The organism is Massilia eurypsychrophila, from assembly GCF_002760655.1.
Lineage (GTDB): Bacteria > Pseudomonadota > Gammaproteobacteria > Burkholderiales > Burkholderiaceae_D > JAFCUW01.
This window is the reverse complement of the sequence record NZ_PDOC01000004.1, coordinates 385,241-408,973: the sequence shown is the minus strand read 5'-3', so window position 1 is coordinate 408,973 and position 23,733 is coordinate 385,241. Positions and strand designations below refer to the sequence as shown.

Annotated in this window: 23 protein-coding genes; 12 read left to right on the top strand and 11 right to left on the bottom strand. The window is 64.0% G+C overall.

What is annotated here, in order from left to right; genetic code table 11:
* The first annotated feature begins 255 nt into the window (after nucleotides 1-255).
* Entirely contained in the window at nucleotides 256-486 is a 231-nt protein-coding gene (locus CR105_RS09895; RefSeq protein ID WP_180288144.1) for a BrnA antitoxin family protein, read from the top strand.
* Between the two features lie 329 nt (nucleotides 487-815).
* Here CR105_RS09895 and fmt read toward each other — a convergent pair whose 3' ends face one another.
* Together fmt and def are read right to left on the bottom strand one after the other, a co-directional pair.
* On the bottom strand, nucleotides 816-1,772 hold the full coding sequence (fmt, locus tag CR105_RS09890; protein WP_099788255.1) for a methionyl-tRNA formyltransferase: 957 nt from the start codon (nucleotides 1,770-1,772) through the stop codon (nucleotides 816-818).
* Nucleotides 1,773-1,795: 23 nt separating this feature from the next.
* A complete protein-coding gene (gene def, locus CR105_RS09885; protein ID WP_099788254.1) occupies nucleotides 1,796-2,338 on the bottom strand; it encodes a peptide deformylase in 543 nt (180 codons plus the stop codon).
* Nucleotides 2,339-2,632: 294 nt separating this feature from the next.
* On the opposite strand from def, the gene CR105_RS09880 reads away from it, so the two are divergent.
* From CR105_RS09880 to CR105_RS09865, 4 genes are all read left to right on the top strand, one after another.
* Nucleotides 2,633-3,733, top strand: a complete 1,101-nt coding sequence (locus CR105_RS09880) for a LysM peptidoglycan-binding domain-containing protein (protein WP_099788253.1) — start codon at nucleotides 2,633-2,635, stop codon at nucleotides 3,731-3,733.
* Nucleotides 3,734-3,740: 7 nt separating this feature from the next.
* Nucleotides 3,741-4,865, top strand: coding sequence for a DNA-processing protein DprA (gene dprA / locus CR105_RS09875; RefSeq protein ID WP_099788252.1), 1,125 nt, complete (start codon nucleotides 3,741-3,743; stop codon nucleotides 4,863-4,865).
* Nucleotides 4,866-4,917: 52 nt separating this feature from the next.
* Nucleotides 4,918-5,382: a Smg family protein gene (locus CR105_RS09870; protein ID WP_099788251.1), complete on the top strand. Its 465-nt coding sequence runs from the start codon at nucleotides 4,918-4,920 to the stop codon at nucleotides 5,380-5,382.
* A gap of 240 nt (nucleotides 5,383-5,622) precedes the next feature.
* On the top strand, nucleotides 5,623-8,289 hold the full coding sequence (locus CR105_RS09865; RefSeq protein WP_099788250.1) for a DNA topoisomerase III: 2,667 nt from the start codon (nucleotides 5,623-5,625) through the stop codon (nucleotides 8,287-8,289).
* Nucleotides 8,290-8,443: 154 nt separating this feature from the next.
* On the opposite strand, the gene CR105_RS09860 is transcribed toward CR105_RS09865, so the two are convergent.
* The 4 genes from CR105_RS09860 to petA all read right to left on the bottom strand — a co-directional run bounded on the left by CR105_RS09860 (nucleotide 8,444) and on the right by petA (nucleotide 14,009).
* Nucleotides 8,444-8,656 (bottom strand): addiction module protein, encoded by a 213-nt coding sequence (locus CR105_RS09860; protein WP_099788249.1) that lies wholly within the window; start codon nucleotides 8,654-8,656, stop codon nucleotides 8,444-8,446.
* A 45-nt stretch (nucleotides 8,657-8,701) separates the two neighbouring features.
* Nucleotides 8,702-12,271, bottom strand: coding sequence for an ABC transporter permease/M1 family aminopeptidase (locus tag CR105_RS09855; RefSeq protein ID WP_099788248.1), 3,570 nt, complete (start codon nucleotides 12,269-12,271; stop codon nucleotides 8,702-8,704).
* Between the two features lie 8 nt (nucleotides 12,272-12,279).
* The gene (locus tag CR105_RS09850; RefSeq protein WP_099788247.1) at nucleotides 12,280-13,170 is read right to left on the bottom strand and encodes an ABC transporter ATP-binding protein; all 891 of its coding nucleotides are present in this window, start codon (nucleotides 13,168-13,170) and stop codon (nucleotides 12,280-12,282) included.
* 242 nt (nucleotides 13,171-13,412) lie between these two features.
* Nucleotides 13,413-14,009, bottom strand: a complete 597-nt coding sequence (gene petA, locus CR105_RS09845; protein WP_099788246.1) for a ubiquinol-cytochrome c reductase iron-sulfur subunit — start codon at nucleotides 14,007-14,009, stop codon at nucleotides 13,413-13,415.
* Between the two features lie 112 nt (nucleotides 14,010-14,121).
* On the opposite strand from petA, the gene CR105_RS09840 reads away from it, so the two are divergent.
* Both CR105_RS09840 and coq7 read left to right on the top strand, forming a co-directional pair.
* Nucleotides 14,122-14,595, top strand: a complete 474-nt coding sequence (locus tag CR105_RS09840; protein WP_229413789.1) for a hypothetical protein — start codon at nucleotides 14,122-14,124, stop codon at nucleotides 14,593-14,595.
* 31 nt (nucleotides 14,596-14,626) lie between these two features.
* Nucleotides 14,627-15,271 carry a 2-polyprenyl-3-methyl-6-methoxy-1,4-benzoquinone monooxygenase gene (coq7, locus tag CR105_RS09835; RefSeq protein WP_099788245.1) on the top strand — a complete coding sequence of 215 codons (645 nt, stop codon included), beginning with the start codon at nucleotides 14,627-14,629 and terminating at the stop codon, nucleotides 15,269-15,271.
* 30 nt (nucleotides 15,272-15,301) lie between these two features.
* Here the strand turns inward: coq7 and CR105_RS09830 are convergent, their stop codons facing one another.
* Genes CR105_RS09830 through CR105_RS09815 form a run of 4 tightly spaced genes read right to left on the bottom strand, consistent with a single transcriptional unit; the run spans nucleotide 15,302 to nucleotide 19,137 of the window.
* Nucleotides 15,302-15,727, bottom strand: coding sequence for an OsmC family protein (locus CR105_RS09830; protein WP_099788244.1), 426 nt, complete (start codon nucleotides 15,725-15,727; stop codon nucleotides 15,302-15,304).
* 42 nt (nucleotides 15,728-15,769) lie between these two features.
* The gene (locus CR105_RS09825; protein ID WP_099788243.1) at nucleotides 15,770-16,954 is read right to left on the bottom strand and encodes an ABC transporter permease; all 1,185 of its coding nucleotides are present in this window, start codon (nucleotides 16,952-16,954) and stop codon (nucleotides 15,770-15,772) included.
* The gene (locus CR105_RS09820) at nucleotides 16,951-17,685 is read right to left on the bottom strand and encodes an ABC transporter ATP-binding protein (RefSeq protein ID WP_099788242.1); all 735 of its coding nucleotides are present in this window, start codon (nucleotides 17,683-17,685) and stop codon (nucleotides 16,951-16,953) included. Before CR105_RS09820 ends, CR105_RS09825 begins: the two co-directional genes overlap by 4 nt.
* Nucleotides 17,686-17,700: 15 nt before the next feature.
* Nucleotides 17,701-19,137: an alpha/beta fold hydrolase gene (locus tag CR105_RS09815; RefSeq protein ID WP_229413788.1), complete on the bottom strand. Its 1,437-nt coding sequence runs from the start codon at nucleotides 19,135-19,137 to the stop codon at nucleotides 17,701-17,703.
* A 274-nt stretch (nucleotides 19,138-19,411) separates the two neighbouring features.
* On the opposite strand from CR105_RS09815, the gene rplM reads away from it, so the two are divergent.
* The 5 genes from rplM to erpA all read left to right on the top strand — a co-directional run bounded on the left by rplM (nucleotide 19,412) and on the right by erpA (nucleotide 22,596).
* The gene (rplM, locus tag CR105_RS09810) at nucleotides 19,412-19,840 is read left to right on the top strand and encodes a 50S ribosomal protein L13 (protein ID WP_099788240.1); all 429 of its coding nucleotides are present in this window, start codon (nucleotides 19,412-19,414) and stop codon (nucleotides 19,838-19,840) included.
* A 9-nt stretch (nucleotides 19,841-19,849) separates the two neighbouring features.
* Nucleotides 19,850-20,242: a 30S ribosomal protein S9 gene (gene rpsI / locus CR105_RS09805; protein ID WP_099788239.1), complete on the top strand. Its 393-nt coding sequence runs from the start codon at nucleotides 19,850-19,852 to the stop codon at nucleotides 20,240-20,242.
* Nucleotides 20,243-20,579: 337 nt separating this feature from the next.
* Complete coding sequence (gene argC / locus CR105_RS09800) at nucleotides 20,580-21,617, top strand: N-acetyl-gamma-glutamyl-phosphate reductase (protein ID WP_099788238.1); 1,038 nt, start codon at nucleotides 20,580-20,582, stop codon at nucleotides 21,615-21,617.
* A gap of 165 nt (nucleotides 21,618-21,782) precedes the next feature.
* The gene (locus CR105_RS09795; RefSeq protein WP_099788237.1) at nucleotides 21,783-22,181 is read left to right on the top strand and encodes a bactofilin family protein; all 399 of its coding nucleotides are present in this window, start codon (nucleotides 21,783-21,785) and stop codon (nucleotides 22,179-22,181) included.
* Nucleotides 22,182-22,233: 52 nt separating this feature from the next.
* Nucleotides 22,234-22,596 (top strand): iron-sulfur cluster insertion protein ErpA, encoded by a 363-nt coding sequence (gene erpA / locus CR105_RS09790; RefSeq protein ID WP_099788236.1) that lies wholly within the window; start codon nucleotides 22,234-22,236, stop codon nucleotides 22,594-22,596.
* A gap of 33 nt (nucleotides 22,597-22,629) precedes the next feature.
* Here erpA and CR105_RS09785 read toward each other — a convergent pair whose 3' ends face one another.
* The gene (locus CR105_RS09785) at nucleotides 22,630-23,733 is read right to left on the bottom strand and encodes an anhydro-N-acetylmuramic acid kinase (RefSeq protein WP_099788235.1); all 1,104 of its coding nucleotides are present in this window, start codon (nucleotides 23,731-23,733) and stop codon (nucleotides 22,630-22,632) included.

The following is a 23,733-nucleotide window of genomic DNA, read 5'->3' as shown; positions in this document are numbered from 1 at the left end:
AACCGCGGGCGCGGGCGGGTCTAAAATTATACGTCATCGGGCTAATTTGGTTTTACTGCCGGGCCCAGGTTGCACTGTGCGCAAATCGCCATTCAGTGTTTGTATCATTTTGTTTCAATTTGACAGTTGTTACATAACGATACAATAAGCAACTTTTCCGCAATCTTGTCGTTACAAGTTCGTTACAAACTCCTACCTTACCGGGCTGCCGCGGGCGCCGCCTGACTCTCATCACATGTAAGAATGGACAGTCGAATGAACAAAGAATTTGTACAAGAGTGGGACGCGCCAAGCGTCGTCGAGACCGCAGCAGCATCGGCGCCGAAGGCGAACGTGGTCGCGCTCAAGCAGATCGTCACGATCCGCCTGGATACCGACATGCTCGAATGGTTCAAGAGTAACGGTCCTGGCTACCAGACGCGCATCAACCAGATCCTGCGCCAGTACATGGCCGACCACCGCGACGACGGCGCGGCCAACCGCTAATCCCCCGGGGGTCAGTGCCGGCAAACGCAATCCCCCGGGGTCAGTGCCGGCAATCGTACACGGCCCCGTCTGTAGTGGCGCCCCTAGCGTCGAGGTCGTGTGCGTTTGCCGGCACTGACCCCGGTGTAGGTACAACCGCTAATCCCCCGGGGGCAGTGCCGGCAATCGTACACGGCCCCGTCTGTAGTGGCGCCCCTAGCGTCGAGGTCGTGTGCGTTTACCGGCACTGACCCCGGAGGTTGTAGCGGCGGTCTTAACGTCGAGGTCGTGTGCGTTTGCCGGCACTGACCCCGGTGTAGGTACCACCGACGGTGCTGGCGCCCTACTGATTAGTCGAAGCGCTGTTCGGCGAGAGGGAAACCTTTGAGGAACTCCGCCGCGGGCAAGCGCTTGCCGCCGGGCTTTTGTAGTTCGGTCAGGCGCAAGGTGCCGCTCTTGCAGGCGACCACGATGCCGTGGGCGGCATCGGCCGCCAACACCTGGCCTGGCAGCGCGAGCGTATCGGCGTCCAGCGTTTCGGCGCCCCAGATCTTGATCGTCACGCCGTTGACCTGCGCCTGCGCGCCAGGGAACGGGTTGAAGGCGCGGATCCTGCGGCCCAATAACTGCGCCGACTGACTGAAGTCGAGGCGCGCTTCTTCCTTGCCGATCTTGGCCGCGTAGGTGACGCCGGCCTCCGGCTGCACCACCGCTTCGAGCGGGCCGGCTTCCATCTTGCGCAGCGTGGCAACAATCATCCGCGCGCCGAGGGCGGCGAGGGTGTCGTGCAAGGTGGCGGTGGTGTCGGCCGCATCGATGGCGACGCGCTCGATCATCAGCATCGGGCCGGTATCGAGCCCTTCTTCCATCTGCATGATGGTCACGCCCGTTTCAACGTCGCCCGCTTCGATCGCGCGGTGGATCGGCGCAGCGCCGCGCCAGCGCGGCAACAGCGAGCCGTGGATGTTGATGCAGGGTTTGATGTCGAGCGTGCTGCGCGGCAGGATCAGGCCATAGGCGGCCACCACCATCACATCGTAATCGGTGGCCAGCAGGCGTTCATGGGCAGCGCGGGCCTGCTCGGCGCGCACCGGATCGGCACTGTCCATCCGCAGCGACAGCGGCTGCAGCACCTCGATACCGTGCGCCAGCGCATACTGTTTGACGGCCGACGCATGCAGCTGCAGGCCGCGGCCGGCGGGGCGGTCGGGCTGGGTCAACACCAGCGGAATGTCGAATCCGGCCGCGTGCAGGCTGGCCAACGCAAGCGCGGCGAATTCCGGCGTGCCGGCAAATATGACTTTCATCGATTCCTTCGAAACAGCACAGGTCAGTAGCGGCGGCCGGCGGCCTTCAGCGCCGCGTCGCGCTCGAGCCCGCGCACTTCCTTGACCATCTTGGCCTTGATGCGGTTGCGCTTGAGCGGCGACAGGTATTCGACAAAGACCTTGCCGAGCAGGTGGTCCATCTCGTGCTGGATGCAGACCCCCAGCAGGCCGTCGGCTTCGAGCTCGAACGGCTTGCCATCGAGGCCAAGCGCGCGCACCTTGACGCGCGAAGGCCGTTCGACGCCGTCGTAGATGCCAGGCACCGACAGGCAGCCTTCGTCGTAGACCTGCTTCTCGTCACTCGACCAGGTGATTTCGGGATTGATGAATACCTTCAGGTCGTCCTTGGTGTCGGAAATGTCGACCAGGATCAGCTGCTCGTGGACGTCGACCTGGCTGGCGGCCAGGCCCACGCCGGGCGCGTCGTACATGGTCTCGGCCATGTCGTCGACGAGCGTGCGCAGGCGCTCGCCAAATTCGGTGACTGGCTTGGCCACCTTGTGCAGGCGGGGATCGGGGTAGCGCAGAATGTTCAGTAAGGCCATTGGGGGACAACTCAGTAATATTTGATTAACGATAAAACGCGGCTTTGACGCAGGTCCGTAAAATAATGCCCCAAATCAACAGAAACGCAACAGATGGGTGGGGTAACCCGACGTGGTTTGTCTTGCTAGTTCAAGGATTTATGTGCAGAATTTGATCCAGTTCGGCAACCTTTTCATCCGTCTGGCGGGTGGAGGCGCTGGCTTGCATCGGCTTCCGCGCCGCGATGGACGGGAACTGTGTGCACCAGCAATGCCGCTTTCAGGCGTACTTCAGGCCGCACTTTACGGACACTTATGAAAAATTTTAGCACAGTCGGCACGCGCATTGCAGTCGGGGCGCTTTTTGCGTGCGCCCTGGCCGGTCCTGTCCAGGCCGCCACTTGCGAGTTCCGGCCGAACGCGCCCGACCAGCACCTGGTGGTGCGCGGCGACACCTTGTGGGGCATCTCCGGCAAGTTCCTCGACCATCCCTGGTGCTGGCCGCAGGTGTGGGGCATGAATCGCGACGAGATCCGCAATCCGCACTGGATCTATCCAGGCCAGATCGTCTACTTCGACCGCGCCAACCGGCGCCTGAGCCTGACGCGCCCGGGCGCGAGCAACAACGCCGACGGCATCGACGGCACCACCCGGCTGTCGCCGCAGATTCGCACCGAGGGACTCGGCGTGGACGCGGTGCGCTCGATCTCGGCCAGCGTGATCGACCCGTTCTTGTCGATGCCGCTGATCGTCGAAAAAGACGAGCTGAAGGACGCGCCGCGCATCGCCGCGCTGGAAGAGGGCCATGTCTACCTCGGCAAGGACGACAAGCTGTACGTGCGCGGCCGCCTCAACGGCGGCAGTTCGTTCCAGGTGTTTAGGCCGGGCAACGAGCTGAAGGATCCTGACACCGGCCGCCTGCTGGCCTACGAGGCGGTGTACCTGGGCACGGTCAAGCTGCAGCAGGAAGCGAAGGCGGGCGAGGACGTGCATACGTTTACGGTGTCGGCCGCCAAGCAGGAGATGGGCGTGGGCGACCGCCTGATACCGGCGCCGCCGACGCCGATCCGCAATTACGTGCCGCACCAGCCGGAGCGCCAGACCAGCGCGCGCGTGCTGTCGATCTACTCGGGGGTGACGTACGCCGGGCAGAACCAGGTGGTCAGCATCAATCGCGGTTCAGTTGATGGACTCGATGTCGGCGCCGTGCTGCAGCTTTATCATTTCGGTCAGACTGTCGCTGACCCGGGTGGCAACAAGGGTTTTCTTGGACTGGGAAAAACGATGATCAAGCTGCCCGACGAACAGATCGGGACCCTGTTCATTTTCCGCGTGTTCAAGCAAGTGTCGTATGGCCTGATCATGCAAGTGACGAAGCCGGTGGAAGTCGGCGACGTCGCCAAATCACCGGAGTAACACCGCCGTGCGAGACACGGACCTTCGCCCACCCGACCCGGCCGCGCTACTGGCCGACTGGATCCGCCTGGAACAAACGCCAGGCGTCGGACCGGCGACGGTCCGCAGGCTTCTTGCCGAGTTCGCTTCCCCGTCCCGTATTTTCGACGCCGGTTACCGCGCGCTGTGCGACCACGTGCCGGCGCCGGTGGCGCGCGCGCTGAGCGAAGCGGCCGCGCCTGCCATGCTGCGCCAGATCGACCTGACGATGAACTGGCTGGCGCAGTCGGGCAACCACCTGCTGACCTTGCACGACGCCGCCTATCCGCCGGCGCTGGCCAACATTCCCGATCCGCCGCCGTTGCTGTATTTAAAAGGCTGGCCGGAACTGCTGGCTTCGCCGATGCTGGCGATCGTCGGCAGCCGCAACGCCAGCTTGCAGGGCCGCACCAATGCCGAAGTGTTCGCCCAGGCGCTCAGCTGCGCGGGCCTGACCATCGTGTCGGGGCTGGCGCTGGGTATTGACGCCTGCGCCCACCTGGGCGCGCTGGCAGGTCCGAGTTCGACGGTGGCGGTGATCGGCACCGGCGCCGATACCGTCTATCCGGCGCGCAACCACGCGCTGGCGCACCGCATCGCGCAGGAAGGCTGCATCGTCAGCGAATACGCGCTCGGCACGCCGCCGCTGTCGGCCAACTTCCCGCGCCGCAACCGCATCATCAGCGGCCTTTCGGCCGGCGTGCTAGTGGTCGAGGCGGCCGCCAGGTCGGGCTCGCTGATCACCGCGCAGGTCGCCGCCGTCCAGGGCCGCGACGTGTTCGCCATTCCCGGCTCGATCCATTCCTCGCTGTCGAAGGGCTGCCACAAGCTGATCAAGGAGGGCGCCAAGCTGGTCGAGTCGGCCGCCGACGTGCTCGAAGAGCTGCGCATGTCGCCGCTGGCGACGATGGTGATCGCCGCGCCGGCGGCGGCGACGTCGCGCGCCGGCCAGGCGGTGCTCGACGCCATGGGCTACGAGCCGGCCGAACCGGACGCGCTGGCGGTGCACTGCGCCACCGCGCCCGGGCCGCTCAGCCTGGTGTTGCTGGAGCTGGAGCTGGCCGGCCACGTCGAGCGCTTGCCCGGCGGATTGTTCCAGCGCATCAAACGGTGACCCTGTATGTGCGGTGCTTGGCCCCAGCGGACTTAACTGATAGAGTAGAGCCATGTTCGATATCCTTGTCTATCTCTACGAAACCTACTACCGTCCGGACGCCTGTCCCGAGCCGGAAGCGCTGGCACGCAAGCTGTCGGCGGTCGGTTTCGACGATGTCGAAATTTCCGAAGCGCTGGTATGGCTGACCGACCTGACCGAAATGGCCGGTGCCGAGCATGGCGACGTGGTGGCCTCGACCGGCACGCGGTTTTATGTGGCGCAGGAACTCGACGTCCTCGGCAGCGGCGCGGTCGGCTTCATCTCCTTTCTCGAGAGCGCCAAGGTGCTCAGCGCGCTGCAGCGCGAAATCGTCATCGAGCGCGCGCTGGCGCTGGGCGAGTCGCCCGTCAGCCTGGGCAAGCTGAAGATCATCGTGCTGATGTTGCTGTGGAGCCAAGGCAAGGAGCCGGACGCGCTGATGTTCGACGACCTGTTCGGCTCCGACGACGAGCAGACGCCGCGCCTGCTGCACTAATATCCCCGCGTTACCCTTACCTTTCCTCACCTCGTGCTCGCCATTGGCGAACCCGACTTCCTGCGTCCGCGGGAATGACGGTGGATGCAGAGGCCCCTTGCGAATTTCATCGCAACACGCTTATCATTGGCCGCACATTTTCATTGTTTCCGATTAGATATCAGGATTGCAATTGCATCCCCTCTGGCCAAGCCATGTATCATGCGCCTGCCGAACCACTTTATAAGTACGCCAAACCAAATGACAAAAACCCTCATCATCGCCGAGAAGCCCTCTGTCGCGAACGATATCGCCAAGACGCTGGGCGGCTTCACCAAGCACGATGAGTACTTCGAATCGGACCAGTACGTGCTGTCGTCGGCGGTCGGCCACCTGCTCGAAATCGCCGTGCCGGAAGAGCACGACGTCAAGCGCGGCAAATGGAGCTTCGCCCACCTGCCGATGATTCCGCCTTACTTCGCGCTCAATCCGATCGCCAAGACCGAGGCGCGCCTGAAGGTGCTCAATAAACTGATCAAGCGCAAGGACGTCTCGGCCCTGATCAACGCCTGCGATGCCGGGCGCGAGGGTGAGCTGATCTTCCGCCTGATCCAGCAAAACGCCAAGGCCAAGCAGCCGGTCAAGCGGCTGTGGCTGCAATCGATGACGGCGAACGCGATCCGCGAAGGCTTCACCAAGCTGCGCAGCGACGAAGAGATGCTGCCGCTCGCCGATGCGGCGCGTTGCCGCTCGGAAGCGGACTGGCTGATCGGCATCAACGGCACCCGCGCGATGACGGCGTTCAACTCGAAAGAGGGCGGCTTTTACCTGACGACGGTCGGCCGCGTGCAGACGCCGACCTTGTCGATCGTTGCCGAGCGCGAAGAAAAGATCAAGAAGTTCATCTCGCGCGATTACTGGGAAGTGCGCGCCGAGTTCGTCTGCGCGGCCGGCATCTACGAAGGCCGCTGGCTCGACCAGTCCTTCAAAAAGGACGAAAACGACCCGGAGAAGCGCCCGGAGCGCCTGTGGAGCAAGGTTGCCGCCGACACCATCGCGATGGCTTGCAAGGGCCGCCAGGGCAATGTCACCGAAGAAAGCAAGCCGACCACCTCGATGGCGCCGGCGCTGTTCGACCTGACCAGCCTGCAGCGCGAGGCGAACGGGCGCTTTGGCTTTTCAGCCAAGAACACGCTCGGCCTGGCCCAGGCGCTGTATGAAAAGCACAAGGTGCTGACGTACCCGCGTACCGATTCGCGCCACCTGCCGGAAGACTACATCGCCACCGTCAAGGAAACGATGGGCGTGCTGGCGGAGAACAACAACTACCACCAGTTCGCCAAGCAGATCAGCGACAAGGGCTGGGTCAAGCCGAACAAGCGCATTTTCGACAACACCAAGATCTCGGATCACTTCGCGATCATCCCGACCAACGTCGCGCCGAAGAACCTGTCGGAGCCGGAACAGAAGCTGTACGACCTGGTCACGCGCCGCTTCATGGCGGTGTTCTTCCCGCCGGCCGAGTTCCAGGTCACCACCCGCTTCACCGAAGTGTCCGGCCACCAGTTCAAGACTGAAGGCAAGGTCATGACCAATCCGGGCTGGCTGGCAATCTACGGCAAGGAAGCATCGACCGACGCCGACAAGGACGACAGCACCGGCGGCAACCTGGTGCCGGTCGCCAAGGGCGAGAAAGTGCTGACCGAGAAAGTCACCGCCAACGGCCTGGTCACCAAGCCGCCGGCGCGCTACACGGAAGCGACTTTGCTGTCGGCAATGGAAGGCGCCGGCAAGCTGATCGACGACGACGAGCTGCGCGATGCGATGGCCGGCAAAGGCCTGGGCACGCCGGCAACGCGCGCGGCCATCATCGAGGGCCTGCTCGGCGAGCGTTACCTGCTGCGCGAAGGACGCGAACTGATGCCGACGGCCAAGGCGGCGCAACTGATGACCTTGCTGCGCGGTCTCGGCGTCAACGAACTGACGGCGCCGGAACTGACGGGCGAGTGGGAATACAAGCTGTCGCAAATGGAGAAGGGCAAAATTTCGCGCGAGGAATTCATGCGCGAAATCGCCCAGATGACGCAGATCATCGTCAAGCGCGCCAAGGAATACAACAACGACACGATCCCCGGCGACTACACGACCTTGACGACGCCTTGCCCGAATTGCGGCGGCGTGGTCAAGGAAAACTACCGCCGCTTCGCCTGCACCAAGTGCGAGTTCAACATGAGCAAGACGCCTGGCAGCCGCCAGTTCGAAATTGCCGAAGTTGAAGAGTTGCTCAAGAACCGCACGATCGGTCCGATGCAGGGCTTCCGCTCGAAGATGGGGCGGCCGTTCGCGGCGATCCTGCGCATCGTGCGCGACGAGGACATCAACAACTTCAAGCTCGAGTTCGATTTCGGCCAGAACGACGAAGAAGGCGAAAACGGCGAGGGTGTCGATTTTACCGGCCAGACGGCGTTAGGCCCCTGCCCGAAGTGCAATGCCGGCGTGTTCGAAATGGGCCTGGCGTACGTGTGCGAGCACAGCGTTGCCAAGCCGAAGACGTGCGACTTCCGCAGCGGCCGCATCATCTTGCAGCAGGAAATCTTGCCCGAGCAAATGGCCAAGCTGCTCAACGAAGGCAAGACCGACTTGCTGCCGGGCTTCGTGTCGCAGCGTACGCGCCGTCCGTTCAAGGCCTTCCTGGTGAAGGGCAAGGACGGCAAGATCAGCTTCGAGTTCGAGCCGCGCAAGGCCAAGCCGCCTGCCAAGGGCAAGGCCGCGGCGGTGCCGGACGAGGCGGAAGGCGCGGAAGAGACTGGCGTGCTCAAGCCGGCGGCGAAGAAAGCGGCGGCGAAAAAGGTTCCGGCGAAAGCCGCGGCGAAGAAGCCGGCAGCGAAGAAAGCGCCGGCCAAGCGCGCCGTCGCCGCCAAGAAGTAATCGCCCGCCGTAACGCTCGCCCCTACGCGTCATCCCAGCGTGCGCGAGGATGACGGGCCCTCTGGCTGATTGTGCTTACGGCAATAAAAAAACCGCGTGCCTTTGCAGGACGCGGTTTTTTTGTTACCGGCGCGACGGCGGCGCCGTCAGCGATTTACTCTTGCCACTCTTCCTGCAAGGCCTTGATCGCCGCTTCGCCGTTGCGAATCGCCTTGACGCGGTGCACGATCTCGTTGCGCCAGGCTTCGTCGGCGTCCGCATCGTCCGCACCCTCGATGTCAAGCAGCAGCAAGCGCAGCAGATCGTTTTTCTCCGCACTGCTCAAAAGCTGAATTTTGCCGGCAATTTCGGCAACAACTGTGGACATGGCAAACTCCCTGAGGTTTTTTTGTTTTTTAATTGTTTCCTTAGTCTAACGCATTTCCACGTCAATCAGGTTATCTGTGGGCTTTCGATCGATTAATTTATTATCAGGGTCGATCCCGGCCTTGGCAGGCCGCCCAGCCACCACCATCGTTACCGTCACATCGTTGCTCGCGACCACGCGGCGCTCGCGCAGCAAAGGATTGCCGTCCTTGTCGTCGACGCCAAATTCGATCATGTCCTTCAGCGGCGCGTCCTTTTCGTCGCCGGCGGCGCCGACCCGGACCTTGCCGGCGGTGGCGGTCACCGTCACGTCGTAGCGGCCGTCGGCGCGCTTGTTCGCCGTCGCCGCGGTGGCGCGGTTCTCGTACAACACCACCGATTCAAACAGGTCGTCGATCAGGTAGGAAAGCTCGGGCGGGGTGACGGCGCGCAACGCCGTGGTGAGCATCGTCACGTTCGGGTACGGCGCGCCGTGAAAGGCGTGGCGCACCAGCAGCTCGTGCAGCACGCCGTTGATCTTGTCGGCGCCGACCAGGTCCTGCAGCAGGTACATCGCCAGGCTGCCCTTGCGGTAATGGATGTAGCGCTGGTCCTCGTTCATCACCAGCGACTGCTCGCGCTGGTTGTCCATCGCGCGCCCGCGCAGGTACTGGTCGAGGTTGTAGCGCAGGAAGCGCCGCATCTTGGCCGGGCCGACCGATTTTTTCATCACCATCAGGGCCGTGTATTCGGCCAGCGTCTCGCTCAGCACGGTGCTGCCGCCGGTGTTGGCGCCGACCAGCTGGTGGCCCCACCACTGGTGCGCCACTTCGTGCGCGGTGACGTAGAACGGGTAGTCGATGTCCTTCGGGTTCTTGTCGTCAACCCGGGCGATGAAGCCGACGCTTTCCGAAAACGGGATGGTGTTCGGGAACGATTGCGCGAACTGGCCGTAGCGCGGGAACTCGACGACGCGCAGCACCTTGTGCTGGTATGGGCTGAAGTTGGCCGCGCCGTAATCGAGCGCGGCGCGCACGCCGCCGATGATGCGGTCGAGGTTGAAGTCGTGGCCCGGGTGGTAATACACGTCGATCGTCACGTCCTGCCAGCGCTCGTGGCGCACTTCGTAGCGGGCCGACTGGAAGGCGTAGAAATTGAGGATCGGCTTGTCCATCTTGTAATGGAAATAGCGCCGGCCCTTGTCGATCCACTCGCGCTCGAGCGTGCCCGGCGCAATGGCGATCTGGTCGGGGCTGGTGCTGACGACGGCGTTGAAATTAATCCAGTCGGCGTCGCTCGCAACGTAATTGTTGGTCGCGCCGGCCGGGTCCGCCGCGGCCGGCAAGTTCTTGCGCGGCTCCAGGCCCTGGCGCTTGCGGTCGCGCGCGTCGCGCAGTTCGATGCCGGCCTGGTAGCCGATGCGCGGCAGGACGTCGTTGTTGAAGAAGGTGCCGTTGGCCAGCACCGGCGTGTCCATGCCGATGCCCAGAATGCCGTTCGGTTGCTGGGCGACGTCGAATTCGAGCGCCATGCGCTGGCCAGGCTGAAGCGCGCTTGGCAGGCGGAAGGCGTAGAAGCCGCGCGCCTTGTCGGCCAGCAGCAGGCGGGCGCCGCTGCCCATGTTCAGCTTGACGGTGCTCTCCGGGAGCTGGTGCAGGAAGATCTCGACGATCGGCGTGGCGCTGCGGTTTTCCAGCTGGTAGACGCCTTTCACGCGCAGGCTGCGCCGTTCCGGCTCGATGTCCACTTGCAAGCTGACGTCGGTCACGCGCGGCTGCGGCAGCGCCGAGAAGCGCTTGTAGCGCTTCTCGTACTCGGCGCGCGCGTTGTCCTTCTGCGACAAAGTCTGGTAGTCGTTGGCAACGTGCAGGTTGTAATACAGCACGCCGCCGGCGCCGCCGAAAACGGCCAGGCCGAGCACGAACGTGGCCAGCGCCGGCATGCTCAGGTTGTGGCGCGCCAGTTGCAGGCGGCTGCCGAGTTCGGCGTTGTAGCCGCGTGGCCAGAACAGATGCGCAAGCGCCATCAGCATCAGCGCCGCGCCGGCCCAGTACAGCATGAACCAGCGTTCGCGCGCCAGGTAGTGGCCCCAGCCATTCATCGCCGAATAGATGAACGAGGGCGACTCTCCGTAGACGAGCATTGGATGATCGAAGCCGAACGCGCCGGCCATCACGGTGGCCACGAAATACAGGCCCATCGCGAAGTAGGCGAGAAACTTCTGGTTGATCAGCACCTGCAGCGCGATCGCCAGCACCGCCACCAGCGCGTATTGCGGCAGCTTGATGAGGAACAGCGTCTGCAGGTACAGGCCCGGTTCGAGCGCGAAGTAGCCTTTGAACATCTGGATCAGCATGCCGCAGATCATCGCCAGCAGCAGCATCACCGCCTGCAGCGCAATCAGGCTGAGCGTCTTAGCCACCAGCGGCAGCCAGCCCGGCACCGGCATGGCGTCGAGCATCTGGGCCACGCGCGCCTCGCGCTCTCGCCAGATCAGTTCGCCGGCGTAGAAAGTGGTGACGATCAGCATGAACAGCGGATACGTCTCGCCGATCAGTTCGAGCACCTGGTAGGTGACCGGGTAGGTATTGGTGCCGTAGATCGAACCGAGGCTGAGCGCGCCGGCGAACAGCGCCAGCACGCCGGCCAGCGCGATGACGACGAAATAAACGTTCTTGAGCGACTCGCGCAGGTTCAGCCATGTCGAGCGCAGCAGCAGCAACGCCATGCTGCGGCCGGCGAAATCGGGCGGCTCGCGGGTGCTGATTGCCGCGCTCGACAAGACCTGCTCGCTCTCGCCTTCCGGACGGTTGGCGGCGCGGCTGTCGAGCGTGCCGACAAATTGAAAGCGCCAGTAGCCCAGCAGCAGCACTGCCAGCGCGAAGCCGGACCAGACCATGCGGTTGATCAGGTACACGCTTTCAAATTCGATGGCGCGGGTGTTGCGCTCGGCCGTGGTCCAGTATTCGGTCATGCGGATCAGCGCGGTGGTGCCGAACGGGTCCATCAGCGCGGCCAGCGTCTTGTAGTCGAGGTCGCGCGCCAGCTGGGGCGCGACGATATAGCCGATCATCATCACCACGCTGGCGACGTAGACCGGCAGCATGCGCCGGGTCAGCGCGGCGAGCACGAAGAACAGGGCGCCGAAAATGAACACGTTCGGCAGCAGGGTGAACAGGTAAGGGCGCAGGTACATCGACGCCACCGTCGGGCCGAGCCGGTCCGCTTCGACGCCGGGGATGAAGATGCCGAGCCAGGCGCCCAGCACGATGCTGGAAAACACCACCGCCAAGGTCAGGTAGGCGCCGAGGAAGCGGCCGAACACGTACTGGTACTTGCGGATCGGCGCACTGAAGAAGAAATGGTGCATATCGTATTCGAAGTCCTGCTGCACCGAGCGGCCCATCATGGCCGCCACGACAATGATGCCGAGGCAGCCGAGAAAGGCGACGGTCAGCTCGATCGAGCGCGGCGCGTTGATGAACACCTTGCTGCCGAACGTCACGTTGGCGTCCTTGAAGGCGCCGCCGGCGGCGCCCATCCACAGCATCGCCAGCGCCAGGAACATGAAGAAGTAGATCCAGGTCGACACCAGCTTGAGCCGCTGGCGCGCTTCGAATAATGCAATTGCCAGCATTGGTGGCCCTAGCAATTGCTGGCGGCCAAATGGCGCCCGGCAATGGTGGCGAAGTAGACATCCTCGAGGTCGCCGACGGCCGGCTCGAAGCCGTCGCCCGGATCGCGCTCGGCGTAGACGTGGATCAAGGTGCGCCCGGTCAGCAGGCGCGTCGAGATCACCGCGTGGCGTTGCTGGAACGCGGCCAGTTCATGCTTGGCGACAAAGCGCGCCCAGATCTTGCCGTCGATGTCGTCGATCAGCTTTTGCGGTTCGCCGCACAGCAGCACGTGGCCCTTGTTGATGATCGCCATGTTGGCGCACAGGTCGGCGACGTCGGACACGATGTGGGTCGACAGCAGCACGGTCTTGTCGTCGCCTATGTCGGACAGCAAGTTGTGGAAGCGGACCCGCTCCTGCGGGTCGAGGCCGGCGGTCGGCTCGTCGACGATGATGAGGCGAGGATCGCCCAATAACGCCTGGGCGATGCCAAATCTCTGGCGCATGCCGCCGGAAAAGCCGCCGAGGCGCTGGTGGCGCACGTCGAACAGGTTGGTTTGCTGCAACAGGCCATCGACGACCTCGCGCCGGCGCGCCTTGTGCGACAAGCCCTTCAGAACGGCAAAATGGTCGAGCAGTTCGTAAGCGGTCACTTTCGGGTAGACACCGAAGTCCTGCGGCAGGTAGCCGAGCAGGCGGCGGATGTCGTCCTTTTCGTCGAGTACGTCGAGGTCGCCGAAGAACACCGAGCCGGAATCGCACTCCTGCAAGGTCGCCAGCGTCCGCATCAAGGTCGACTTGCCGGCGCCGTTCGGCCCGAGCAGTCCGAACATCCCCGCCGGGATCGTGAGGGTGACCTTGTCCAGCGCCACGACGCCGTTGGCGTAGGTCTTGGACAAATTGCGGATGCGTAATTCCATTACTGACTCCTGATCCTGATTGCGAGCGCGAGCGTACCAAGTGAGCCGGCGGGCGCACCTTCGCGATTATTGCATTGTATAAAATTTATGCCGCGCCGGGCGGCTCATGCGACAGTCCGCGCTTTGGCTGTCCCAGATTGCATATTTGGTGGAGTGGGGCGCAGGCGCGCCGCGCCCGCGATGCTACGCTAGCGGCGGCGTTTGCGCCCGGTTGGCAGCCCGGGCGGGCGCGCGTATTGACGTCAGGTGTTCGCTTCGAGCGGTTCGACGCCGACGACGACGTTGTCGCCGGCGAAGCTGTACGGCGGAATTTCGAGGTTGCGCGGCGCCGGCACGTTGCGGAACACGCGCCCGGCCAGGTCGAAGGTCGAGCCGTGGCAAGGGCAGAAGAAGCCGCCGGGCCATCGCGGGCCGAGGTCGGGCGGCGCCACTTCCGGGCGGAACGCGGGGATGCAGCCGAGGTGGGTGCACACGGCGGTGGCGACGAAAAACTCCGGCCGCGTCGCGCGCGTGGCGTTGCGCGCATAGAACGGCTGCTGGTCTTCCTGCGAGGCGGGGTCGACCAGGTCGGCGTCGTGGCCGCCCAGGGAGGCCAGCATGGCCGGGGTGCGGTGCAGGATCCAGACCGGGCGCCCGCGCCATTCGACGGTGGTGATGGTGCCCGGCGGCACGCTGGCGAGCGGAACGTCGACGGGGCCGCCGGCGGCGCGCGCGCGTTCACTCGGCGTCATCGTCTTGAAGAACGGGATGGCAACGGCGACCAGGCCGACGGTGCCCACGGCGCTGGTGGCGACGCCGAGGAAATGGCGGCGCGGATTGGGGGGAAGTGTCTGCTCCATGGCGTCCTCGCGTGAAGTCGATGCTCTCGCTTGGACAGCGAAAACGGCGTGCTGGTTTGATCCGGCGCGCAGAATCGTCGCCAGCGGCGCCGGAAATGTGGATAATGTCCGCATGGACACTGTGATTCAAGAGAAGGTGCTGGCGGTGGCACGCGCCGCGCGCAACCGCGAGGAGTCGGTGGCGTGGTTCCGTGTTGCGCTGGGGCTGTATTACCTGGCCGGCCTGATGACGTCCGACACCATCGACTTCAAGCAGGTCGACCGCGACTACAATCGCTTCATCTACCAGTCGCTCGGCGGCGGGCACAGCATTGCCAGCGCGCTGCAGTTCATGAGCGGCGAGAAAGTGGTGGCGGTGGTCGATGCGCCGCGTTTCGTCAGCGTGTTCGCCGAGCATTGCCCGGAAGTGCCGGTCGACACCATCGCCTTCTTGCTGTCGCTCAACCTTGGCGTGGCGAAGGATATTTCCAAGCTCGACATCGGCGGCCCGGTACTGGACTGGATCGAGCGCCAGAAGGCGTCGGCCAGGCCAGCGGAGAACCCGGCCGTCGAGGGCGGCGACCCGGCCGCGTCCGGCACTCTATAATGTCCTTTTACTTGCTTTTTGCACACACACCATGGTCGCCAACTCTTCCCGCAATCCCCTCGACAACCTGATCGTCGGCTTCGACAAGGCGCTGCGCGTCATTGCGGGCGTGGCGACGGCGACGCGGCCGAACCCCGGCGCCCATGCGCCCGACGTCAACCTGGAGGCGGCCGACCAGCGCCGCAGCGCCGGCCTGATGCGGGTGAACCATGTCGGCGAAGTGTGCGCCCAGGCGCTGTACGATGCGCAGGCGCGCTTCGCCAAGACCGACGCCATGCGCGCGCAGTTCGAGCAGGCCGGCCGTGAAGAGGAAGATCACCTGGCGTGGACGGCGCAGCGGTTAGCCGAGCTGGGCTCGCAGCCGAGCATGCTCAATGTCTTATGGTATGCCGGCGCCTATGCGATGGGTACCGTGGCGGCCCACCTGGGCGACGCCCGCAGTCTGGGCTTCGTGGTGGAAACGGAGCGCCAGGTCGAAGCTCACCTCGACAGCCACCTGGTGTCGCTGCCTGCGCACGACAGCAAGTCACGCGCGATCGTCGAGCAGATGCGCGTTGACGAGGCCGCGCATGGCGCCGCGGCGCAGGCGCTCGGGGCAATCGAGGTGCCGGCGCCGGCGCGCGCGGCGATGACGGCGATGGCCAAGGTCATGACCACCACGGCGTACTACATCTAAATACGCCGCAGCCCCCAACCCCGCCGCCGATTAATTGACGTCGACGATTTCGAACGAGTGGGTGATGTCGGCCGTCTTGGCCAGCATGATCGACGCCGAGCAATACTTGTCGTGCGACAGGCTGACCGCGCGTTCGACGCTGCCCGGCTTGAGCTTGCTGCCGGTGACGGTGAAGTGGAAGTGGATCTTGGTGAACACTTTCGGATCGGACTCGGCGCGCTCTGCCTTGAGCGTGACGTCGCAGCCGCGCACGTCTTCGCGCCCGCGCTTGAGGATCAGCACCACATCGTAGGCGGTGCAGCCGCCGGTGCCGAGCAACACCATTTCCATCGGCCGCGGCGCCAGGTTGTGGCCGCCGCCATCCGGGGCGCCATCCATGCTGACCATGTGGCCAGAACCGGTCTCGGCGCGAAAACTCATGCCCGACGGGCCGTTCCAGCTGACTTTAACTTCCATTGCGATCCTCAGGTAATCGATAAGTGCGCCTTATTCTACCGCCTACACCGCCAGCACGTAGCGCTCGCTCTTCATGCGCCAGCTGGCAAACGCCACCGCCGCCAGCGCCCACACCATCGAGCTGGCAAACGTCAGCAGGTAGGGCAACACGCCGATCTGGTCGCCCCGGGCGATTTCGCGCAGCAAGGTCTGGTTCGACAGCATCGGCACGCTGTACATCCACATCGCCGTCTTCAGGTCCATCATCGTCACCGCCAGCCCCGGCACCATCGGCATGAACAGCACGAACGTGAGCATGCTCTGCGCTTCCTTGAACGACTTGGCGTTCATCGCCACCGCGATCTGCAGCGACGAGGCGAACAGCGACAGTGGGATTGACGCCAGGCTCACCAGCAACAGGTCGAGCGTGGTGACGCGCCAGGCCATGCCGATTTCCTCCAGCGGCAGCCAGCTCATGATGGCGTGCGCGAGGAATAGTTCGAGCGTGATGCCGATGATGGCCAGGCTGGCGGCGGCGAGCCACTTGCCGACCACCAGTTCCCAGCTGTGCGCCGGCTGCGACATCAGCACTTCGAGCGAGCGCCGTTCGCGTTCGCCCGCGGTGCTGTCGACCGCGGCCGACAGGCCGCAGATGACGGCCGGGAAGAACAGGAAGCCGAGGATGCCGCCGATCAGGCCGGCCGAGCGCGCCGCCGTGGTGCCGGTGTCGTAGCGCTGCAATTTGACCGGCGCGACGGTGGCCGGCGACACCCCGTGCGCCAGCAGGCGGGCGCTGGCCACGCCGGAGCCGTAGCTTTGCAGCACGTCCTCGATGTCGCGCTGGCGGGCGCGGTTGTCGGACGCCGAATCGAACCACAGTTCGACTTCGGCCGGGCGCATCGCCTGGTAGTTGTCGGCGAACTTGTCGCTGATGCGCAGCACCGCCACCGTCTTCTTGTCGCGCAGCATGGTGGCGATCTGCTCTTCGTCCATCGGCCCCATCGGCCGCACGGTGATGTTCTTGTGCTTGAACTGGGTCATCAGGTTCGGCGCCATCGCGGCGTTGATGACGGCCAGTTCGATGCCTTCGCGCTCGGGCTTGGTGGCCTTCTTGATCTGCTGGTGCAGCACCAGGCCGAGCATCACCGGGTACATCAACGTAAACAGCGCCAGCAGCCCCAGCGAGCGGCGGTCACGCAGCGTTTCGCGAAACTCCTTGAGGAACACGATCAGCCATTTCGCCTTCATGCGACGATCCCTTCTTCGGTGCCGACCAGGCTGACAAAGGCGTCTTCCAGGCTGGCGATGCCGGTGCGTTCGCACAATTGCTGTGGCGAACCTTGCGCCACGGTGTGGCCCTTGGCAATGACGATGACGTCATCGCACAGGTGGGTCACTTCCTGCATCACGTGGGTGGCCATGATGACGCAGCAGCCGTCACGGCGCAGCTCGGTCAGGGCGGCGCGCAGTGCGCGCGTGCTCATCACGTCGAGGCCGCGGCTCGGTTCGTCGAGCAGCAGGTGGCGTGGGCGGTGCAGCAGAGTGCGCGCCAGCGCCACCTTGATGCGCTGGCCTTGCGAGAAGCCTTTGGCGCGCCGCTCGAGGATGTCGTTCATGCCCAGCAGGTTCGACACTTCATCGATGCGCTGCTGCAGGCTTGGTCCAGCCATGCCGTTGAGCTCGCCAAAATAGACGAGGTATTCGCGCGTGCTGAGGCGGTCGTACAAACCAAACTGGTCGGTCAGAAAGCCGATGTTGCGGCGCACCGCCATCGGGTCCTTTTCCGGATCGACGCCGTCGATGCTGATGCTGCCGTGGTCGCGCTTGAGCAGGCCCACCAGCAGCCGCAGCAAGGTGGTCTTGCCGGCGCCGTTCGGGCCCAGCAGTGCGGTGATCTGGCCGTCCTGCGCCTTGAAGCTGACCCCGCCAAGTGCCTGCACGGCGCCGAATTGTTTGCGTACATCCTGCGTTTCGATCATGGTCTGTCCCGGCGGTTACGGTTGCGGTCCGGAGCTGCCGAGCTGAAAGGCCGGCACCGGAAGGTCTTTCAGGCACGCCGCCTGTACCGGCGCGGCCGGATTGTCGAGAAACTCGCGCAGCAGCCGCGGCGTGCAGCCGAGCTGCGCGATGCCATGGCCGGCGTTGGTCACCACCAGGTGCTGGGCGCGCGCCATGTACTTGGCGGCGGCCTCGGCGCGGCGTGGCGGCGTCACCGGGTCGAGCACGCCGGAGAGCATCAGCACCGGCGCCTCGATCCTGGTCGGCGCCACGAAGGCGACCGGCGCGACGTTGATCGCCTTGCACATTGCCGGCAGGCGCGACAGCACGGGCGCGGTCAGCGCCGAGGCGTCGTCGGCGCGCAAGGCCGGCGTCAGGCGCGGGAAATCCTCGGCGCAGATGACGGCCAGGTGCAGCACCAGCGCGATCGAGCCGTTGGCCGAGAAGTCGGCCGCCACGTTGCGGCGCGCCACGAACGGCTCCCAGCGGCCGTTGGCGGCGCTGTGGATCAGGAACGGCAGGCGGCGGCTGTCGGCCGGCGAATACAGGATGCTGTGGACGGTATTGAGAAAGCGGCCGCTGTTCATGGCCAGGCTCAGCGGTTCGGCGGTGCGCGGATCGGCGACGGCGACCTTGACCTTGCCGGCCGCCACCCTGGCGCTGAGGGCGTCGAACTCCTGGCGCAGCTGGGGGAAAGCCCGCTGGCAGCCGGGCTCGGCGGCGCACTGGCGAAACAGCGCGTCGAGCGCGGCCTGGCCGTCGCGCCCGCCGGCGGGAATGACCTGCTCGGGCGCGGCGACGCCGTCGAGCACCATCGCGCGCAGCTGCGCCGGGAAAGCGCGCGCGTACGCCTGGCCGAGGCGGGTGCCGTAGGAGCCGCCGAACAGGTTGATCTTGTCGTAGCCGAGCGCACGGCGCACCTGGTCGATGTCGCGCGCGGCGTTGGCGGTGCCGTAGGCGGCAAAATCGACCTTCATCGCACCGATGCAGGCGAGCACCTCGGCTTCGAGCTGCTGCTCGGTCATGGCCGCGTCGGTGGCCTTGCTGTCGTCGCAGCTGAGCTTGCCGGAGCGGCCGGTGCCGCGCTGGTCGATGAAGACGATGTCGCGGGTGGCGCGGATGCGGCGAAACGTATTGTTCAGCAGCGGCAGCACGTCCGAGCCGGCTTCGCCGGGGCCGCCGGCGAGCACGAACAAGGGGTCTGGAAGGGCCGATTCGCGATATGCCGGCGCCACCGTCACGTGCAGCTTGATGCTGGCGCCGGCGGGGCGGGCGTAATCAAGCGCGACCGGCACGCTGACGCAGCGCAGGGCTTCCTCGACGCCCGGCAGGTGGCAGGAGCGGCCCTGCAGGCCGCCGGCGGCGTGGGCGGCGGCGGTGGCCAGCAATAGCAGGCCAAGCAGCGGCGCATCGAGGCAACGTCGAAATGTCACTAGAACTCCCCGTGGTGAATGCCAAGCAATACTAGAGTGGCACTGTTTCATCGGTCAATCGATTTTGCAGTTTACGGTAAATGAAATCGGGCAACTTAATCCAGCCAGGACGCGACGCCCGATGCAACAGCGGCGGCCTTGGCGGTTGACTTGGCGGACCGAAGTGCGCTATGATTGCCGGCTTTCCGTTTGCTCAGGAAAGACAATAAGGCAGAGTCCGCGGGCAGCAAGAGCGGAACCACCATTTGAGCGATTTACATATTAGGAAGTCAACATGAAAACTTTTTCCGCTAAAGGACATGAAGTCCAGCGCGATTGGTTAGTGATTGACGCGACGGATCTGATCCTCGGACGTGTTGCCAGCGAAGTGGCACTCCGACTGCGCGGCAAGCACAAACCTGAATTCACTCCGCACGTCGACACCGGCGATTTCATCGTCGTAATCAATGCAGGTAAACTGCGCGTGACCGGTACCAAGGCAACTGAGAAGACGTACTACCGTCACTCGGGTTACCCAGGTGGTATCTACGAAACCAATTTCCTGAAAATGCAACAGCGTTTTCCGGGTCGCGCGCTCGAAAAAGCGGTCAAGGGCATGCTGCCTAAGGGCCCGCTCGGCTACGCGATGATCAAGAAGCTCAAAGTGTACGCGGAAGGTTCCCATCCGCACGCTGCGCAGCAACCTAAAGCACTCGTTCTCTAAGGAGCTGACATGATCGGTAACTACAATTACGGCACCGGCCGTCGCAAGAGTGCAGTCGCTCGCGTCTTCATCAAAGTTGGCACTGGCCAAATCATCGTCAATGGCAAGCCGGCGACTGATTACTTCTCGCGCGAAACGGCAATGATGGTCATTCGCCAGCCGCTGGAACTGACCGGCAATGTCGAGCGTTTCGACATCAAGGTCAACGTTCACGGTGGTGGTGAGTCCGGCCAAGCTGGTGCAGTTCGCCACGGCATCACCCGCGCCCTGATCGACTACGATGCAACGCTGAAGGGCGACCTGGCACGTGCCGGTTTCGTTACGCGCGATGCCCGTGAAGTCGAGCGTAAAAAAGTTGGTCTGCGCAAAGCACGTCGCGCAAAGCAATTCTCGAAGCGTTAATTCGCCCCCTGCGGCGCCTTGCGGCGCTGCGCGAAAAAGCCGCCGGCTGCAAAGCCCGGCGGCTTTTTTTCGCCCCAATTTGGCTAGTAAACAATTGGGGTCAGACCCGTTTGTTCAACGGCGTTTGGTGCACTACGCCAAATGACAAACACCGCGGCGCCCTTAAAAATTGGGGTCAGACCCGTTTGTCCGACGGCGGTAGAGTGCCTGTGCCGAACAACAAACGGGTCTGACCCCAATTTTTTAAGGGCGCAGTAGAACGCGAGATTTTTGGAGGGCTGTTAAAATTGCACGCTTGTTTCAGCAGCACCTTATTCTTATATTCGAAGGAACAGACATGATCAAAGTTGGCATCGTAGGCGGCACCGGGTACACAGGCGTGGAATTGCTGCGATTGCTGTCGGCCCATCCAGATGCGCAACTGACCGCCATCACGTCGCGCAAGGAAGACGGACTGCCGGTCGCCGACATGTTCCCGTCGTTGCGCGGCCATGTCGACCTGGCATTCTCGGCGCCCGACAAAATCGACCTCGCCCAGTGCGACGTGGTGTTCTTCGCGACCCCGCACGGCGTTGCCATGGCGCAGGCGCCCGCACTGCTGGCCGCCGGCGTCAAGGTCATCGACCTGGCCGCCGACTTCCGCCTGAAGGACCAGGCCACTTTCGAGAAGTGGTACAAAATCCCGCACACCGCGCCCGAATTGCTGGAGCAGGCGGTATATGGCCTGCCGGAACTCAATCGCGAGGCGATCAAGTCGGCCAAGCTGATCGCTAACCCGGGTTGCTATCCGACCACGATGCAGCTGGGATTCTATCCGCTGCTCAAGGCCGGCCTCGTCGACGCGTCCAGCCTGATTGCCGATGCGAAGTCGGGCGTCTCCGGCGCCGGCCGCAAGGCCGAGATCGGCACGCTGTTCTCGGAGTCGAGCGACAATTTCAAGGCCTACGGCGTGGCCGGTCACCGCCACACGCCGGAAACGTCGGCGCAGCTGCAGCGCTATACCGACGACAAGGTGGGCCTGGTGTTCACACCGCACCTGGTGCCGATGATCCGCGGCATGCACGCGACGCTGTACGCCCGCCTGACCACGGACATCAGCAATGAGGCATTGCAGGCGTTGTTCGAGCAGCAATACCAGGACGAGCCGTTTGTCGACGTGATGCCGTTCGGCTCGCATCCGGAAACGCGCTCGACGCGCGGCTCGAACATGCTGCGCCTGGCGCTGCATCGCCCGGATGGCTCGGACATGGTAGTCATATTGGTGGTCCAGGATAACCTGGTCAAAGGCGCCGCCGGCCAGGCAGTGCAGTGTATGAACCTGATGTTCGGCCTGCCCGAATCGACCGGACTGAAGCATATCGCACTGTTGCCTTAACGCTGGACTAAATGGCTGATCGGCGCTGCCGTCGAGAAATACGCCGGTGGCGACGATCTAGATCAAAGCGGCGGACGTTGGGAACGGTAAATTGATCAATGTCTGATTGAATTTGCAATCAGCATCGATCGCCTGTTGCGATTAGTCACTGCGAGGACAGCTAATATGTTCGGTCGAAACGCCAAAAGTGAAGTTGACAGCCTTATCGGCATCTCCGCCCGTATCGAGGGCGACCTGTGTTTTACCGGCGGCCTGCGCATTGACGGCGAAGTGCACGGCAATGTTGTCGCTGCCGACGGTCCCGACAATGTGCTGATCGTGTCCGAGCACGCCCGCATCGAAGGCGAGGTGCGCTGCGCCAACCTGGTGGTCAATGGATACATCGCCGGTTCGGTTTTTGCGTCCGAGCTGCTTGAATTGCAGCCGAAAGGCCGCATCATAGGTGATGTCCATTACAAACTGTTGGAAATGCACGGCGGCGCGACCGTTACCGGCAAGTTCACCCATCAGCTGACCGGGGAGCCGGTGTTCCACCTGGCCGTCGCTGAAGCAAGCGAAGCGTGAGAACCGTCAACAGTCTATAATGGGCCCAATTGTACCCAAGTAGGAGTCACCCATGAATGCAGTAGCCGAAATGCAAGACGTCATCCCTTCGCCGATCATCTTCACCGACAGCGCCGCCCAAAAGGTCGCGCAGCTGATCGAGGAAGAGGGCAATCCGGACCTGAAACTGCGCGTGTTCGTACAGGGCGGCGGATGCTCGGGCTTCCAGTACGGGTTCACTTTCGATGAAATCGTCAACGAGGACGACACCACGATGGTCAAGAACGGCGTCCAGCTGCTGATCGATTCGATGAGCTACCAGTACCTGGTGGGCGCCGAGATCGACTACAAGGACGACCTCGAAGGCGCCCAGTTCGTCATCAAGAACCCAACCGCCACGTCGACCTGCGGCTGCGGTTCGTCGTTCTCGGCCTAAGTCCCACGCTGCCCTGACGAGGGCAGCACTTCATTACGCGGGGTTAAGTGCGCCGAGAATCCGGTCGCCCTTGGCCCCGGTCACAGCGGGCAAATTGCCCGCTTTGCGTTGGTGGAAGCGAAACGCCAGCCAGGCGAACGCTAGCGCTTCCACCCGGTTCGGCGCCACGCCCAGCGCCGCGGTCGACTCCACCGTGACGTCGCCGCCCAGCGCCGCCGCCAGTTCCCGCATCAGTGCGCCGTTGTAGGCGCCGCCCCCGCACACATACACAGCATCAATATTGACGGCTTCGCCGTGGATCGCGCGCGCGATCGACACCGCCGTCAGCCGCGTCAGCGTGGCCTGCACGTCGGCGGCCGGCAGGGCGGGGCTGCGCGCCAGCATTGCGTCGAGCCACGCCATGTGAAACAGGTCGCGGCCGGTGCTCTTCGGCCCGGTGATGGCAAAGTAGGGTTCCGCCAGCAATACTCCCAGCAGCGCTTCACTGGCCCTGCCGCTGGCGGCCCAGGCGCCATCGGCATCGTAATCCTTGCCCTGGTGGCGCGCGATCCAGCCATCCATCAGCACGTTGCCCGGCCCGGTATCGAAGCCGGTGACGGCGCCACCTGCTTGCAGCACGCTGATGTTGCCGATGCCGCCGATGTTGACCACCACCCGCGTCTGGCCGGGCTTGCCGAACTGGGCGTGGTGGTAAGCGGGCACCAGCGGCGCGCCCTGGCCGCCGGCGGCAACGTCGCGGCTGCGGAAGTCGGCGATCACGTCAATGCCGGTCAGTTCGGCCAGCAGCGCCGCATTGATCGTCTGGCGCGTAAAGCCGAGCTCCGGCCGGTGGCGCACGGTCTGTCCATGCGCGGCGATGGCGCGCACCGGCCCGCTTGCCGCCGGCAGCAACTGCGCCACGCAGGCAGCGTAGGCGGCCGCGATCTGGTTGCCGGCCAGCGCCTCGCGCTCGATTTCATTGACACCCGACGCTTGCAGCGCCATCAGGTCGGCGCGCAGTGGCGCGCCGAACGGGACGAAGGCGGCGCCGAGGGTGCGGATGGCGCCGTCGTCGGCGAAGTCGGCCAGCACGCCGTCAACGCCGTCCAGGCTGGTGCCGGACATCAGGCCGATATACAAGGAAGATAAAGTGGTCAT